Raw genomic sequence first — 15,353 nt, 5'->3', positions numbered from 1 at the left:
TACTGCAACGCGAAGGAGGCGCCATGACCAAATCACTGAGACGAGTATCGGGCCTTTTGTTCGCCATAGCTTTGGCGTTCATGATAGGCGGGGCTTCCCTCCTCGTGCCGAACGCCATGAGCAAGGCTTACGCAGACGAATCCGGCACGAGCGTGCTGGCATTCACGTCGGACATCCACAACTCATCCGACGACACGGCCAAGAACCGCCTCAACACCTGGCTCACCAACGTCGGGGATAAGGCGGGCATCAGCAAGAGCGACATCGAGCTCTTCGGCTTCTGCGGCGACATGGGCAGCGCCTCGGCCAACGAGAGCCAGTTCTGGACCTACACGCAATCGGTCATGACCGCGGTCGATCAGAACGGCATAACAGGCGTCTACACCACCGGCAACCACGAATTCTACAACGGCAAGTACAACACCACCACCAACTCCGTCAAGAACAACTTCATAAAAGACGGCGAGGCGATGGTGGGCAGCAACTACCGCATCTACTGCCTGGGTACGGACAACTGGAACAACAACAGCGACAATTACACCGCCGCACAGATATCGGCGCTCCAGAACTACCTGGCAGGCATCGACAACGACAAGGTCGTCATCATCCTGACGCACTTCCCCCTGCACCATTGGGGAAGCAGCGGCTATTGGGGAGGCCGCACGACGGCCAATGCCGATGGCGTCATCGACGTCCTGAACGCCGCCACGGCATCCGGAAAGAAGATCGTCCTGCTGTGGGGTCACAACCACTCCCAGAGCGACACCAACTACGACGAGGTTTTCGAGCCTGGATCCGTAATCCAATGGGGCAGCTCCAGCAGCGACACGAAGGAATTCAACTTCTACTACGCCGCCGCTGGCTGCATGAGCGGCAAGGAATATGGCTCTGGTAGCGAAAGCGTCAAGGGCAAAGCCCTCCTCCTCACAATCAACCACAAGAACCAGCTGTCGTTCGCGTACTACGACGAATTCGCCAACAACGTAACGGAGAACGGCACCGACGGACAGGGAACCGCATTCACCGAGCAGGATCCCGTAGCCGTGACGGGCGTCTCCATCAACCAGACCTCCGCTAGCGTTGAGGTGGGCAAGACCACCAAGCTCACCGCCACGGTCGAGCCGGCGGACGCCACCAATAAGGCCGTATCCTGGGCAAGCAGCGACACCTCCATCGCGACGGTCAGCTCCGACGGCAGGGTCAGAGGCGTCGCTCAAGGCACCGCCACAATCACCGTGACGGCGGGCGACACCGATACCAGTGCGATCTTCACCGACGGCATCGAAGTCACGGTAACTCCCCGCAGCTCCGTGGAGCAGTACTTCGTCATCACGATCGACAATTACGCCCTGACCTCCAACCCGTCGTCTGAGATGACGTCCAACAGCTCCGGCTACGAGTACCACGGCCTTGAGGCAATCACGTACAATGCGAACGATGCCGCTCCCTGGTCGACTCTCTGGACTCTTGAGGAAGTGGACGGCGTCGAGAACGGGTACTACATTAAGAGCTATAACGGCGACTACCTGAGCGCGACCTACGTGAGGGGCAGCGGAAGCGGCTACACCGGCACGCTCACCGTCGGCGACACCCAGGATGTCTGGGTCGTCGATGGCGGCCTGGAGGCCTGGCAGGGCAACGGAAGCTACCTGAAGAGCACCAACGCCAGCGACAACCCCAGACCCGCCGACATCTACCTAACCACCAGGGCGTCCAACAACAGCGTCGACTTCTTCACGGTCGGCTCCTCCAGCAACTACAAGACCAGCAAGCTGGTCGAGCCCGATGCCACCGTTGAACCCGTGGCTGTCACGGGCGTCGAAGTGGAGCCCGCCACCCTCGAAATCGAGGCAGGCAAGTCCATCGCCCTGACCGCCAACGTGCTGCCCGCTGAGGCGGACGACAAGACCGTCACCTGGACGAGCAGCGACGAATCCGTCGCGACGGTAAGCAACTCCGGCCGCGTCAAGGGCGTCTCCGTCGGCCCCGCCACCATCACCGCCACCACCAACGACGGCGGATACACCGGCACCTGCGAGGTGACGGTCACCCCGAGCTCCGCGCCCGGAATCGGCTACATCATCACCATCGGCGACTATGCGCTGTCGGCCGAGCCGTCTTCCGACGTTCTCGTCAACAGCACGAACTACCGCTACGAGGGCCTGACCGGCGTCCTGTATGACGGCAACACCGAGCCCACCAGCGAAATCCTCTGGCTCATCGAGCCCACCGAAGGCGGCTACTACATCAAAAGCCAGGACGGCCAGTACCTGAACGCCGTCTCCGGCAGCACGCTGCACAGCGCCAACGCCGACAAGTACATAACCCACGAGGAAGGGTCCGCCTCCGCCTCGCTGAACCTGTTCACCGTCAGGTCCACCGGCGAGTCCAGCACGATGATCGACCCCGGCAACCAGGCTGAGGTTCGCTACATCGAGACCGACGCCCTCTCCACCGGCAAGGACTACATCGTCGGTGTGACCAAGGATGGCGCCAGCGTTTACGCCATTGAAAACGTCGGCGGCTCCTCCTCCGCAGACACCGGCACCGTCACATTTGGCGAGGGCGAATACGTCGCCGCGAGCGGCGACGAGCCCGCTTACATCGTCACCAACAACACCAGCGCCGTCTGGAACTACAACTCCAGCAGGTACCTGACCAACAACAGCAGGTACCTGTCCAGGAGCAGCAGTAGCCCCTACGTGCCCCGCTCCAGCAGCAGGGGTAGCGCCGTCACCTACGACAATTCCAATCAGCGCCTCTCCATGTCTTATAGCAACAGTACCTACTACCTGACCAACAGCAACGGCACCTTCGGCCTCAACACGTCGGGCTCCAGCGCCGCCCAAGTCCGCATCTTCGAAAGGTCGACCGTCTTCAACTTCAAGTACATCGTGCAGTTCACCACCGCCGGCGTGAACTACCAGTCGGGCAAGTATGCGGCAGGCGAGATTCCCGTCTACAGCGGCGCCACCCCGACGAGAGCCGATTCCGAGCAGTATTCCTACACGTTCATCGGATGGTCCTCCGACGGCGGCCAGATCGTCTATGGCCCGAACGACGCCCTTCCTGCAGTCACCGGCCCCGTGACGTACGTTGCGCAGTTCGAGGCCGTGCCGCTTCAGAACAACTTCCTCATCACCTTCGTGGACTACGATGGCGCCGAGCTGCAGAGCTCCGAGTTCCCCCGCGGCGAGATGCCCGAGTACGCCGGCACTACGCCGACCAGGGCAGCTGACGCAGACTACATCTACACGTTCTCTGGGTGGACCCCCGCCCCCGCAGAGGTAATCGGCGAAGCAACCTACACGGCTACCTACGACCAGACCCCGCGCACCTACGGCGAGCCCACATGGACGTGGGCCAGCGATGACGAGAACGGCTACACCGCCGCCACCGCCACTTTCGCCACCAAAGACGGCGAGGCCGAGTTCACCAAGGACGTCACCGACAGCGAGCTCGAAACGACAACCACCTCGGCAACTTGCACCGATGATGGGTCGACGGTCTATACCGCCACCGTAGAGTTCGGCGACCAGTCGTACACCGCCACCCAGGAGGTCGTTATCCCGGCCACCGGCCACACCCCCGTCACCGACGAGGCCGTCCCGGCCACCTGCACCGAGGACGGGCTGACCGAGGGCAGCCACTGCTCCGTCTGCGGCGAGGTCCTCGTGGCCCAGGAGCCCGTCCCGGCCACGGGCCACGACTACCAGGCCACCGTGACCGAGCCCACCTGCACCGAGGGCGGGTACACGACCCACACCTGCAGCCGCTGCGGCGACAGCTACACCGATTCCGAGACCGAGGCCCTCGGCCACGACCTGGTCCACCACGACGCGAAGGCCGCGACGTGCACCGAGCCCGGCTGGGAGGCCTACGACGAGTGCAGCCGCTGCGACTACACGACCTACACCGAGATCCCGGCCACCGGCCACACGCCCGTCACCGACGAGGCCGTCCCTGCCACCTGCACCGAGGACGGGCTGACCGAGGGCAGCCACTGCTCCGTCTGCGGCGAGGTCCTCGTGGCCCAGGAGCCCGTCCCGGCCACGGGCCACGACTGGGGCGAGCCCACGTGGGAGTGGACCGGCAGCGACGAGGCGGGCTACACCGAAGCGACCGCCACGTTCACCTGCGCCAACGACCCGACCCACACGATCACGGCAACCGATTCCGAGATCGACGTCGTCGTCGTTGACGCCACCCCGGAAACCAACGGCAGCAAGACCTTCACCGCATCCGTCACCGGCCCGGACGACGAGACCTACGAGGGCACCAAGGTGGTCACCATCCCCGCAACGGGGTACACGTGGAAGGCCCCCGTATACGAATGGGCCGAGACCGAGGACGGCCTCTCCTGCTCCGCCCTCATGGAATGCAACGAGGATCCCGACAAGAACATCGCCGAGACCGTCGACGCGACCTACGCCGTGACCGAGCCCGCAACCTGCGTGGCCGCGGGGACCGGCACGTACACGGCCACGTTCTCCAACACCGCCTTCGAGGAGCAGACCCAGGAGGTCGTTATCCCGGCCACGGGCCACACGCCCGTCACCGACGAGGCCGTCCCTGCCACCTGCACCGAGGACGGGCTGACCGAGGGCAGCCACTGCTCCGTCTGCGGCGAGGTCCTCGTGGCCCAGGAGCCCGTCCCGGCCCTCGGCCACGACTGGGACGAGGGCAAGGTTACCGTGGAGCCCACGGCAACCTCCGAAGGCGAGATGACCTACACCTGCAAGAGGTGCGGCGAGACCAAGACCGAGCCCATCGACAAGCTCGCACCCACCAAGAACGGCTGGGTCAAAGAGAATGGCAGCTGGAAGTACTACTCCGCCGGCAACGCCGTCAACGGGTGGCAGAAGCTCCCCAACGGCAAGTGGTACCACTTCACCAACAACGTCATGGACCACGGCTGGTTCAAGGAGACGAACGGGAAGTACGCGGGCAAATGGTTCTACCTGGGCACCCCCGGAGACAGCAACACCGGCTGCATGATTACGGGCTGGCTGAAGGTCAACGGATATTGGTACTACCTCAAGCCTGGAACCGGCCAGATGACGACCGGCTGGCAGAAGGTAGACGGCTACTGGTACTACCTGAATCCGACAACCGGCAAGATGCTGACCGGCTGGCAGAAGGTAGACGGCTTTTGGTACTACCTCAAGGACGGCTCCGGGCGCATGGTAACCGGCGATTACCAGATCAACGGCAAATGGTACACGTTCGCCAGCAGCGGAAGGCTCATCTCCTAGTTCGGCAGTACCGACAGCACCCTAGGGAGGCCCCTGATTTGGGCCTCCCTTTTTCGTGAGAAACGCGAACGGGGCGCACGGAATGGAAGCATGCTCGCAAGATGGCAGGCCGCCGCGTTTTAGGGGAGCACCATGCTCACCCATCTTCAATGCCATGGATGCGATCGGCACCGCCTTGACGAAGACGCACTTCTCCTCCCTTGCCAAACCGTCAACAACTTTGTGTACAAATTGCGGGACGGATCCCGCAGGTCGCTCGTATAAGGAGTGAAAAGGTAAAGGGAACCGACAAGAAATTAACCGAAAGAGCCATCATGGCGGTAGAGAATGCGAGCAAGTTCGAGAAGCTCCTGCGCGAGGACGAGGCGCTGCAGGCGAAGATGGAGGCCGCGGTCAAGGCCTACGGCGGCGACAAGGGCAACGAGAAGGGCGTCTTCGACGCGGTAATCGTGCGCATGGGTCCCGAATGAGAAACGGCTGGGTTGCTTCATGCGGCCATTATGGCAGGCTCCGAATCTCCTCCGTCTGAGGAGGCGATTCGGAGCCTGTTCGGGTTATTCGCGGCTCTCGGCAAAGGCAATGTTTGATGCCCTGCCGGCCTCGCCGTCTACGGACCTGGCTGCAAGGCCGAATGCGGTCTGCTGCGTCAAGGGGAATCCAGGCTTGTCGCCAAGCTTCCAGTACAAAGGCGAGCGGAAGCAGAGCACGAATACCGCGACGAACCATACGACTGCCAGCGCCCAGTCCCACCACACGACCGCCGATGCATCGAACACGGAAGTGAAGTAGTATATGCCGATAGCGCCCATGAGCACGACGCCCGTCACCATGCCAGGGTTGTAGAGGCTTTTCTGCCGCATGTTGAACAGCACCAGATGCATGAGCACCTCGGCGAACAGGAACATCATGGCCGACAGCGTCAGGAACCGCACCCCCGGCAAAAGCAACGGCACGATGTAGAGCAGCAGCAGCGCGGTCCAGTTGCCGAACATGGAATTCAGGTTGTTGCAGTGCCATTTCGTGGAGTCGGGCTCGTCGCTTCCCAACAGCGCCTTCACTCCCATATGCGGAAAGCCGCCGGGGAAGCCGAACTCCTCAAAGAAGTGCAACAGCATCGCTACGATGGCGGCGAGCAGGCATTTCTGCACAGGGTCCTCGACCAGCAGAATCGCGCAGACAGCCACTGCTCCTGCCAGGAAAACGGATACCTCGTGCCAATGGTTGACCAGGCTCTTCAACACCGTGGACCTCCTTGCCTCATGCTTGTTTCTTATGGTTCTACTGTAAATAGACACGTGGTACAATAAAACGGTCTTTATTAGGCAAAGTGTCTAGTTTCGAATGACAGTCGTCAGCAGGGAGGCCGTATGCCGCGACCGAGGAAGGACGACCCGCAGTCGGCCGCCACGTCCAGAATCGAGGCTGCATTCTGGAGGCTTTTGGAGGAAGTCGGATACTCCGAGATAACCGTGAGGCGCATATCTCAGGCGGCCGGCATCAACCGCAACTCGTTCTATTATCATTACGAGAGCATGGAGGATCTGGCCCGCAAGGCATTCCTGAACAATGCGGCATCCGCCCATCAAACTGTCCATCGGGCTGGCGGTGCCATGGCGCCGCACACGTCACTTACATAAGCAGCGTGCCTCAGCCCAAGAATGCGCTTTCTGCAGCAGGATCCAGATCTGCCGCGATATGCTGCAGCATCGGGAACGCTGGTTTCAAAACGGACGCGCCCTTTCTTGAATTGCGTCCGTTTTTGAGTTTCAATTGCCGTTGGAATCAATCGACGGGCAGTCCGCAGCCTGTCGGTCTCGTCTGGAGCACGGGAGGCAACATGGCGAACAGCATCGAAGAATCCATTCGTTCGGAATTCATGCGCGCATACGCCAAGGAACGGATGGATTGCATTACCGTGAAGGGCCTCTGCGCGGCCGTGCCGGTAGCCCGTACCACGTTCTACTCCCACTACCGCAACGTCGACGATGTTCTGGAAGATGTGGAGGACAGGCTGCTTTCCGGGTTGGCCGAAATCACAGAGCGCGTCTCGGGCGGGAACCTTCCGCATATGGATTTCGGCGTGTTTCTTGACGAGACCTTCGGTTTCATCAAGGCGAACTGGTCGGATTTCCGGGCGCTGCTCGTCGTACAGCCCGACATGCGCTTCATCACGAAATGGAAGAGCGCCGTGAAAAGGAATTTCTCTCGTCGCTATCCCGCCGCCTGCATGCAGCCCAATTGGGGCCTGCTCGCCGAGATGGGCGCCTCGGCAGTCATCGGCGCTTACACGTATTGGATGGAACATCCCGACGCTTCCAACGTGGAAGACGCCAAACACCTCATCGACCGGACGCTTGCAGCGATCATGGCATCCATCTAGGGCGCGCGGCTGACGGGAATCGCCGGCATGCGGGAAAAAGCGAACACTTTCGGCTTCCGTGTAGTGTTTCCGATCGCTTCGTTCGTGTTGAATGGTTTGTAATGAAGCATATCGCGGACCAGCGAGAGGAAGGCATCCCATGTCCGATATCAAAATCCATGTGTTCCATACCGGCGAAGTGTGCGTGGCACCCGACCTGCCCTTCGGCGGCGACAACTGCACCGCCGTGAAGGCGTCCGGCATCTTCGGCAAGAAGGAGGACCGTCTGTGGCTGCCCGTGTCCGCTTACCTTATCGAGCACCCAAAAGGCCTCTTCCTCGTGGATACCGGCTGGGCGCGCGCCATGAGCCCAGAGGGGGTATTCGATAAGAAGGCGCAGATCAAGTCGCTCGGCTCATGGGTCCTTTACAAGGTGAACCAGGGGCGCATCGGCATGGGGGAATGCATCGACGAACAGCTGGCGGCCATGGGTGTCGCGACGAGCGACATCGATGCGGTGCTGCTCACCCATCTGGACTGCGACCATGCGAACGGAATCGCACAGGTGGCCGACGCCAAGCGCTTCGTGGTGGCGGCCGACGAGGTCCGATTCGCCAGCAAGGCGAGCAGCCGCGTGCGGTACAACAAGGATTGGTGGGGGATGGTCGAGCTTGACGCGGTCGAATGGAACGGCGCTTTGGGTCCCTTCGGCAAGTCCTTCGACCTTCTGGGCGACGGCTCCATCCAGCTTATCAACATCCCGGGGCACGCTGACGGCTTGTTCGCCGTGAAGGTTACCAATGGCGAAGGTAAGTTCGTGCTGCTTTTCAGCGACGGAGGCTATGCCCGCAAAAGCTGGGAGGAGCAGATCACGAGCGGCATCGCTGCCGACAAGGCCAAGCAGAAAAGGTCGCTCGCGTGGATCCGCGAACAGAGCCTCGACCCGTTGTGCGTGGAGTCGCTGGCAAACCACGATCCCGATATCGAACCGCACGTCATCGAGCTGTAAGGAGGTGCGAAGTGAACGCAAAGCCGACCGCCCTGGTCACAGGCGCATCGAGCGGCCTTGGGGCCGAGATTTCCCGCGTGCTCGCGCAGGAGGGTTTCGACCTTGTGCTTGTCGCCCGTAGCGAAGGCAAGCTTTTCGCCCTCAAAAACGAGCTCGAGGACCGCTACCACGTAACGGCACACGTATTCGCAAGCGACCTTGCGCAGGAAGATGCTGCGCTCGATGTGTACGATTTCGTGCTTGAGCGCGAGCTGCGCATCGACATCTTAGTGAACAACGCCGGATTCGGCGACTCGGGGACTTTCCACGAGGCTGACTGGAGCCGTCAGCGCGACATGGTGCAGGTGAACGTCGTCGCCCTGATGCAGCTTACGCATCTGTTGGTGCCGCATATGGTCGAACGCGGCGCCGGCATGGTTATGAACCTTTCATCCGTCGCCGCGTTCTGTGCGGGACCCTATATGTCTATCTATTATGCAAGCAAGGCGTTCGTGCTCAGTTTCTCCGAGGCCCTGTATGAGGAGCTTGCGGGCACAGGCGTTACAGTAACCGCGCTTTGCCCTGGTCCCACGGCCACCGGATTCGAAGCGGCCGCCGACATGGGCGCCGGTTCGACGATGTTCCGCCATGCGGATGACGCCGCAACGGTGGCCAAGCGCGGCTGCGAAGCCATGCTGAAGGGCAAGGCCGTCAGCATGCAGGGTGCTGTCACGAAGCGGCTTGCCTTTGCATCGCGGCTCGTCCCTCGTTCGGTCGCCCGTAAGTTCGCCATGCGCATGAACCGTTAGCTTCGGCACGCATCGCCTGCAGGTGGTTTGGGGCCCGTGAAGTTCTCGCGGGTCCTTTCGAGTTTCGGACTCCTAAACGGGAATCAGCTCGTAGGTCTGGCTTCCAAGTCCCAGCGACTCGGCATAGTCGAGCAGGTGCGCCCCGTCGTGGCTTTCGATACGGGAGATCATCGCGTCCTTCCCGGGGTCGTCGGACAGGTGCGAGCCGCCTTCGACTTGAAGCGTCATGGCGCCGGTCTCGTCTAAAATGTCGATGGAAGCGTAGGCGAAACCCGGCAATCCTGAAAACAAGGCCGCCGCCCTGGCAATTCCTCCGAGTCGGCGGCCTTTTTCGTGCGGTTCTGGTTTGACGTCCGCGCAGTGGGTTCCAGCTTGAAGCTAGGGTCGTCCTATCTGCCGCAGCACTTCTTGTACTTCTTTCCGCTTCCGCACGGGCATGGGTCGTTGCGTCCGACCTTGATCTTGCGGCCGAACTCGTCGTAGAACGACTTCTGCCCGGTGGCGAGGTCGTTCAGATCGTAAGCGGACCGGCCGTAGTTCATCCAACAGGGGAGGGCGTTCGACATGGTCATGAAGCAATCGCTGAACTCCCTGAGCTCGCCTTGCGTTTCGATTACGACGAGTTCGCTGTCCAGAACGGTGCGCAACACATCCTGCGGGCTTCCGAGGTTCGATATCGTCAGCATCAGCAGCATGTCTGTCGTGCGGTCTGCGTACTCGTAGTCGTCATCGTCGTCGGGTACGTGCGCATCCAGGAAGGCGACCATACGTCGTACCTGCGGCAGCTCGTAGCAGTACTCGAAAGGATCTTTGCCCTTGGCGCCATTGGGAAGCCCGTTGAACCCGACGGTTTCGCGCCTTGGTGTCAGAATGGCGATGTACTCGTCGATTTCGTCTTCGATCTGCTGGTCGCTCATGTTCTCGTCGAAGGCGCCGCAGGCTTCCATCACGCCGTAGGATACGATTGATGGCGGAAGCTCCCCGCCGGTCTTGCTGCAGACGAATCCTGTATCCGCAATGTCGCGTTGTACGCACAAGGAATGCAGCAGTTGGAGGAAATCCGATTCGTCGGTCCACAGGTCTTCGTCCGGATACCATGCGCGGAACTGCTTGTGCACGTCGCTGACTGGGGCGATTCCGCAGAAGAACGCCATCGACCCGGCGCATTGAATCGCGTGCTCAACAGCGCTTCGGCGTCTGTCCTGCTCATCCCAATCAACCTCGTCGAAGATGTCGCGGTATTCTTCCATCAGGATCACAGTAAGGGTGCCATCATGGTTGAAGCTCCGGACGAACGGAGCGGCATCATGGATGGTTTCCCGCAGCGCGAAGGCTTCCGGCCTCTTTTCGAAGTCCAGGCGGTAGCCCGAGGCGGCAAGACGCTTCATCAGGTCGAAAACTTCAGGATAGGCGGCGTCCAAATCCTTCGTCAGATCGCCCAGGGTATAACTTCGGGCGGCGCTCAAGGCCAAGTCGGCGAAGAACTCGTCGGGCTTTTCGCTCAGGGCGTCGCCCATCGCGGATAGCTGCGGGTTCTGGCTGCGATAGAGGCTGTCCAAAAAGCTTTTTTTGGAGATGCTGCCGCCCTTGTCGCCCATCTCGGTCATGAGCTCCTGGATGCTTTCGACAGGCTTAAGATGGACCGCGTCGTCAAGCGCTGCGTTCCAGGCAGTGTCGTAGTGCGATTGTATGGCCGAATCAATTTCAGAACGAAACGATTCCCAACCGCTGCTTTCCTTTACGGCTTTCTCGCGCTCTTCCCAAGTGAGTCCCGCTAGCGCCCCGCGGTGAAGTCCCACGCTCGGAGGGAAGGGGGTCTTGCGGGAGCGTCCGTATTCGCGTTGCGGGTCTGCTTTCCATCGGGTGCCGTCGCCTTCGAGCTTCATGCTCTGAATTTCACGTGATGCGGAGAGAAAATCAATGGTCGAGCCGTCGTTCTTTTCCAGCATGGCGTCGTACCTCCGTTCGCACATGCGGGCCAGGCTGCCCAGCTGCATGCAAAAGAGAATCAACTTACACAAGCAGTGTAAGGCATTTCGGCGGCTGTGCGGCTCGCGTTGCGCCAGCATTCGGGCGATAGGCGCCGGAGAGCCGCGACTAGCCTTCGATATACGCCTCGATCGCATGCATGGCGAACGCACCAGCTCCGGAGCCTGCGTGGGCATCGATGTTGCGCGTGAACTCGCCGCCTGCGCCGTAGGCCCGGCTCAGCTGCAGGAACACTTCGTCCGTGCAGGTATAGAAGTGTTCGGTGATGTAATCCTGGATGCGTTTCGCCTGTTCGCGGGCCTTCTCGCTTGCAGGGTCCGCACCTTCGGCCGCCATTTGCCCGAAGGGCTTGAACAGGGACAGCAGCTCTTCGCCCATCGATCGCTCCTCCTCGTCCGTGCGTCCGGCCGATTTGCTTTCGTATTCCTTCCACTCGGGGGTGGAGCCCCACGAAGCCTTCGCCTGTGCGGCGTATTCGTCGATTTTCTTCGTGTCGAACGGTTCGAATGTCGGCATGCCGGTTCCTTTCTCTTTCAATTCCCGGGCCAGTGCGATCAGGCGGGCGATGCGGCTGCGTTGCAGCTCCAAAAGCTCGATCTGCTGCTCCAAGGCCTTCGACCGGTCGAAATCCGGGCTGTTGATTATCCTTTTGATGTCTTTGAGCGGAAACTCCAGCTCGCGGAACAGCAGTATCTGCTGAAGCCGCGCCAGGTCGTCGTCGCTGTACAGGCGGTAACCTGCCTGTGTGCGTTCGGTGGGGTGCAGAAGCCCTATTCTGTCGTAGTACTGCAGCGTGCGGATGCTGATGCCTGACAGGTCGCTAACCTCGTGTACCGTTCGCATGGCCTGCTCTCCTTTCCGTCTCTGCGGATACGATAAACCATGACGTAACGTAAGGGTCAATACCCTTTTCGAAAGAAGTTTGCGGGTGCGTGCAGCGGTTCCTTCCGCCATATTCGGAATGTGACAAAAAAGGTTCGGGAGATTGTCACACTAGCGGCGGAGAAGGTGGGTGGCGCATGCGAGGCAGACGAGCGTGGTCATAATTTCGGCGGTCGAATGGCAGATCCAGAGCAGCTCCGGGCCGCATGCCGCCGGCAAGATAAGAATGAGCAGCGCCGGGAGCACGAAGCCCCTGAGAGACGAGATAAGCAGGGCGTTTCCTGTTTGGGCGGTGGCTTGGTAATAGGAAATCGACAGGATGTTGATGCCCGCGAAGGCCAATCCGCAGAAATACCAGGTACTCTTCTGAGCGGCCATGACGGCCACTTCGTGGGCCTCGGGCGTGAAAATCGAATAGAACCGGATGGAGAAGAACAGCACCAGGACGTACGACACTACGCCTACGGCCGTGAACACGCAGGCGGCGAAGCGCAGCAGGGCCTTGAGCTTGGTGTGGTCGCCCGCCGCATGCAGGTAACTGAACGCAGGTTGGAGTCCCTCTGCCATCCCCAGGAACAGCGTGAACACGATGAGCATCAGGTAGCCTATGATGAGGTATGCCGCCAGCCCGTTTTCGCCGAAGCCGTAGCGGACGATGCCGAAGTTCATGAGGAACGTGACCATGCCGATGCTGAACTCCATGACGAATGACGGAAGGCCGAGCCGCAGGAAGCTTCGCGCGTCGTTGCCGGAAAGCGCAGTCTTTTGGAAGCGCAGCACGCCCTTTCCCGCGAAGAAGTGGGGGAGCAGGATGGCCATGCTGACGATGGGGCCGATGCCTGTTGCCAGCGCCGCGCCTGCGATGCCCATGTTCAAAGGGTACATGAACACGTAGTCGAGAAGGATGTTCGAAAGCGAGCCTGCCGACAGCGCCACCATGGCCAGCTTCGGTTTGCCGTCGTTTCTGGCAAGGCCGCCGAGCAGGTAGCCGAACAGCAAAAACGGTGCGAAAGACAGGACGTAGCGAAGGTAGGTTACCGTCATGGCCTGGATGTCAGGAGTGGCGCCCAGAAGCTTCGCCAAGGGGTGGATGAACAGGTTGCCCAGGATGACGACGGACAGCCCGATTATTCCCTGGAGCACCAGGCAGGTATGGAAGGCTCTGACCGCCTGTTCGTGCTCGCGCTTTGCGATGCGCGTCGAAACCACCACGCCCGCCCCGGCGGTCACGGCCATACTCAACGCGATGAGCAGCTCGACCACGGGCACGGCGACGCCGGTTGCCGCTAAGGCCATGCTGCCGAGCCGGTTGCCGATGAACACGCCGTCGACGATTATGTACACCGAATTGAAGAGCAGACCGATCATCTGCGGAATAGCGTATCGTGCGAACACCTTTGCCGCCGAACCTTGGTACATGTTATCGCCGCCTCGTACATAAAAAGCCTGGGAGACTGTACAATCTCCCAGGCTTTTGTCCTTCCGTGTTAGGCCGGTATGTTCGTCCGACCCGTTTTATCTCGGACCAGGCCAGCTTTCGCTGCGGAACCCTATAAAACCGTTTCTTTATAACGGGGTGGGCAGCTCTTGTCAAGGTTCTACCGTGCGTCGTCGCAGACCCCGCGTCTGTCCGCGGCCGCTCGGGCGAGCCGTGCGGCGATGTAGGCGACGATGACGACCAGATACGCCAAGGCGTTGCCGGCCGACGGGCCTCCCGCAAGCGCTGCGGGTCCGATCATGAGCAGCGCATGCACGCCGATCAGAGGGAAGAACACGTACGACGCCTTCTGCAACGTGCGCCAAGATTGTGGGCTCATGCGGTGGCGCACCATGCGCACCGACGTTACGGAGAGCACGGCCAGCAGCACCGCCAACGCGACGGCGAAGGCGAGGGCGGCATAGGTGGCGGTGTTCAACCCGCCGAAGGCCACCCCGACTTTCGCAAGGTAGGCCCTTCCATACAGGAAGATGTGGCAGGATGCCAGAATTGCCGCGATGATGGCCAAATACCCGCGGATGGGGACAAGCTGCAGGCGCAGTTTCGAGTCCTTGGGAAGGATGCCTGTGAACATGACGACGGCCAGCAGCGCGAAGGCAAGCTCGCAGCGTCTCATGACGGGCGTGAGCAACATGGCGGCTTGATAGCTCAAGTTTGAAACAAGACCGGTTCCGAACGCCAGGCTCAACGCCGCGGCTGCTATATAGAAGGCCCAAGGGGCCTTCGCAATGGGTTTTCGCAGCAGCCAGACGGCGATCGAGGTGACAATCAGACAGAGGATGACCTCCATGAACGTCGCTCCAATCGTTGTTCTGTGGGGATGTCGGCAGGGGCGGCTCGCCGCTAGGCGGCAATGCCCAAAGATGCGCTCAGGTAGGCGTCGTCCTCTTTTATGAAGCTCTGGACGAAGCGCGCCCATGCGTCGTAGTAATCCGCACACCACGCCTGGGACAGGCGGGAAGCGAACAGGTCCACCCAGGCGGACAGGTGCAGTGCCAAAAACTCCAGCTGCACATGGCGAAGCCGGTCGCATTCGGCATGGTCGTCGCGCATCGCGGCTTCGGCCTCCAGCGCGCAGAGCCGCGCCATGAATTCAAGCTCAAGGCCGATATGGTCGTTGGGCACCCTGTTGCGGTTGACCGCCGTGAACCCGTGGTTCTCGTAGAACCTGCGCACCTGCATGGTCACATCGGTGTTCAGCCGTTTCACGGCGCCGACGTAGACCGACTCGTACAAGGGGGCCAGCGGAGGGCGCGGTCCTACGAACAGCTCGGCATATTCCGTCGCCACGCGGGTCCGCAGTTCAGAGGGATCCTCGTCGCGGTAGGTCTGCAGGTGCTCGAACAGGTTGAGTTCGCAATCGCGAAGGCAGTCGGAGCCGTCGGATGCACAGGCGGCTTCCACCAGGGTCTGCAGTTCCTCGCAGGTCGGTTCGGTGGTGAATGCGGCCGATGCAGCAGCGTACATCTGCGAACGATACAGGGCGAAGTCGGCGTATTCGGCGTTGTTCTCGAACGGTGTGTTGATGCCGGTCATGGTTGCTCCTTGGTACGGTTCTGGCGGATGGACGCGG

The 15,353-nt window shown here is 60.9% G+C and carries 13 protein-coding genes and 1 riboswitch; of the genes, 6 read left to right on the top strand and 7 right to left on the bottom strand.

The features are described 5' to 3' along the window. Window positions 1-23 precede the first annotated feature (23 nt). Both SHEL_RS09130 and SHEL_RS15305 read left to right on the top strand, forming a co-directional pair. On the top strand, window positions 24-5,255 hold the full coding sequence (locus SHEL_RS09130; RefSeq protein WP_050749569.1) for an Ig-like domain-containing protein: 5,232 nt from the start codon (window positions 24-26) through the stop codon (window positions 5,253-5,255). Between the two features lie 314 nt (window positions 5,256-5,569). Then, a complete protein-coding gene (locus SHEL_RS15305; protein WP_012798981.1) occupies window positions 5,570-5,725 on the top strand; it encodes a hypothetical protein in 156 nt (51 codons plus the stop codon). Window positions 5,726-5,809: 84 nt separating this feature from the next. Here the strand turns inward: SHEL_RS15305 and SHEL_RS14470 are convergent, their stop codons facing one another. Continuing rightward, a complete protein-coding gene (locus SHEL_RS14470) occupies window positions 5,810-6,496 on the bottom strand; it encodes an HXXEE domain-containing protein (RefSeq protein ID WP_050749568.1) in 687 nt (228 codons plus the stop codon). Window positions 6,497-6,622: 126 nt separating this feature from the next. On the opposite strand from SHEL_RS14470, the gene SHEL_RS09120 reads away from it, so the two are divergent. From SHEL_RS09120 to SHEL_RS09105, 4 genes are all read left to right on the top strand, one after another. Next, complete coding sequence (locus SHEL_RS09120) at window positions 6,623-6,892, top strand: TetR/AcrR family transcriptional regulator (RefSeq protein WP_012798979.1); 270 nt, start codon at window positions 6,623-6,625, stop codon at window positions 6,890-6,892. Window positions 6,893-7,092: 200 nt separating this feature from the next. Further along, window positions 7,093-7,635, top strand: a complete 543-nt coding sequence (locus SHEL_RS09115) for a hypothetical protein (RefSeq protein WP_012798978.1) — start codon at window positions 7,093-7,095, stop codon at window positions 7,633-7,635. A gap of 139 nt (window positions 7,636-7,774) precedes the next feature. Beyond that, on the top strand, window positions 7,775-8,623 hold the full coding sequence (locus SHEL_RS09110) for an N-acyl homoserine lactonase family protein (protein WP_012798977.1): 849 nt from the start codon (window positions 7,775-7,777) through the stop codon (window positions 8,621-8,623). Between the two features lie 11 nt (window positions 8,624-8,634). Then, window positions 8,635-9,411, top strand: a complete 777-nt coding sequence (locus SHEL_RS09105; RefSeq protein ID WP_012798976.1) for an SDR family NAD(P)-dependent oxidoreductase — start codon at window positions 8,635-8,637, stop codon at window positions 9,409-9,411. Window positions 9,412-9,483: 72 nt separating this feature from the next. Here the strand turns inward: SHEL_RS09105 and SHEL_RS09100 are convergent, their stop codons facing one another. The 6 genes from SHEL_RS09100 to SHEL_RS14465 all read right to left on the bottom strand — a co-directional run bounded on the left by SHEL_RS09100 (window position 9,484) and on the right by SHEL_RS14465 (window position 15,316). Continuing rightward, window positions 9,484-9,702, bottom strand: coding sequence for a hypothetical protein (locus tag SHEL_RS09100; RefSeq protein WP_126513793.1), 219 nt, complete (start codon window positions 9,700-9,702; stop codon window positions 9,484-9,486). A gap of 98 nt (window positions 9,703-9,800) precedes the next feature. Beyond that, window positions 9,801-11,360, bottom strand: a complete 1,560-nt coding sequence (locus SHEL_RS15645; protein WP_232001585.1) for a YecA family protein — start codon at window positions 11,358-11,360, stop codon at window positions 9,801-9,803. A 148-nt stretch (window positions 11,361-11,508) separates the two neighbouring features. Beyond that, the gene (locus SHEL_RS09090; RefSeq protein ID WP_012798974.1) at window positions 11,509-12,243 is read right to left on the bottom strand and encodes a MerR family transcriptional regulator; all 735 of its coding nucleotides are present in this window, start codon (window positions 12,241-12,243) and stop codon (window positions 11,509-11,511) included. A gap of 150 nt (window positions 12,244-12,393) precedes the next feature. Beyond that, complete coding sequence (locus SHEL_RS09085; RefSeq protein ID WP_012798973.1) at window positions 12,394-13,701, bottom strand: MATE family efflux transporter; 1,308 nt, start codon at window positions 13,699-13,701, stop codon at window positions 12,394-12,396. A gap of 42 nt (window positions 13,702-13,743) precedes the next feature. Continuing rightward, window positions 13,744-13,847, bottom strand: a riboswitch (guanidine-I (ykkC/yxkD leader). A gap of 33 nt (window positions 13,848-13,880) precedes the next feature. Next, window positions 13,881-14,570: a ferric reductase-like transmembrane domain-containing protein gene (locus tag SHEL_RS09080; RefSeq protein WP_012798972.1), complete on the bottom strand. Its 690-nt coding sequence runs from the start codon at window positions 14,568-14,570 to the stop codon at window positions 13,881-13,883. Window positions 14,571-14,623: 53 nt separating this feature from the next. Beyond that, window positions 14,624-15,316 (bottom strand): TorD/DmsD family molecular chaperone, encoded by a 693-nt coding sequence (locus SHEL_RS14465; RefSeq protein WP_012798971.1) that lies wholly within the window; start codon window positions 15,314-15,316, stop codon window positions 14,624-14,626. Window positions 15,317-15,353 lie beyond the last annotated feature (37 nt).

It is taken from the genome of Slackia heliotrinireducens DSM 20476, from assembly GCF_000023885.1.
In the GTDB taxonomy this organism is placed as follows: domain Bacteria; phylum Actinomycetota; class Coriobacteriia; order Coriobacteriales; family Eggerthellaceae; genus Slackia; species Slackia heliotrinireducens.
Note: the sequence above shows the minus strand (reverse complement) of the source record. Positions and strands in the feature narration are given on the sequence as shown.

What these genes read in the sequence shown, in the direction of transcription:
- SHEL_RS09120 (WP_012798979.1), top strand. Translation starts at nt 6,623, where the DNA reads ATGCCGCGACCGAGGAAGGACGACCCGCAGTCGGCCGCCACGTCCAGA.
- SHEL_RS09130 (WP_050749569.1), top strand. Translation starts at nt 24, where the DNA reads ATGACCAAATCACTGAGACGAGTATCGGGCCTTTTGTTCGCCATAGCT.
- SHEL_RS09110 (WP_012798977.1), top strand. Translation starts at nt 7,775, where the DNA reads ATGTCCGATATCAAAATCCATGTGTTCCATACCGGCGAAGTGTGCGTG.
- SHEL_RS09080 (WP_012798972.1), bottom strand. Translation starts at nt 14,570, where the DNA reads ATGGAGGTCATCCTCTGTCTGATTGTCACCTCGATCGCCGTCTGGCTG.
- SHEL_RS09115 (WP_012798978.1), top strand. Translation starts at nt 7,093, where the DNA reads ATGGCGAACAGCATCGAAGAATCCATTCGTTCGGAATTCATGCGCGCA.
- SHEL_RS09090 (WP_012798974.1), bottom strand. Translation starts at nt 12,243, where the DNA reads ATGCGAACGGTACACGAGGTTAGCGACCTGTCAGGCATCAGCATCCGC.
- SHEL_RS15645 (WP_232001585.1), bottom strand. Translation starts at nt 11,360, where the DNA reads ATGCTGGAAAAGAACGACGGCTCGACCATTGATTTTCTCTCCGCATCA.
- SHEL_RS15305 (WP_012798981.1), top strand. Translation starts at nt 5,570, where the DNA reads ATGGCGGTAGAGAATGCGAGCAAGTTCGAGAAGCTCCTGCGCGAGGAC.
- SHEL_RS14465 (WP_012798971.1), bottom strand. Translation starts at nt 15,316, where the DNA reads ATGACCGGCATCAACACACCGTTCGAGAACAACGCCGAATACGCCGAC.
- SHEL_RS09085 (WP_012798973.1), bottom strand. Translation starts at nt 13,701, where the DNA reads ATGTACCAAGGTTCGGCGGCAAAGGTGTTCGCACGATACGCTATTCCG.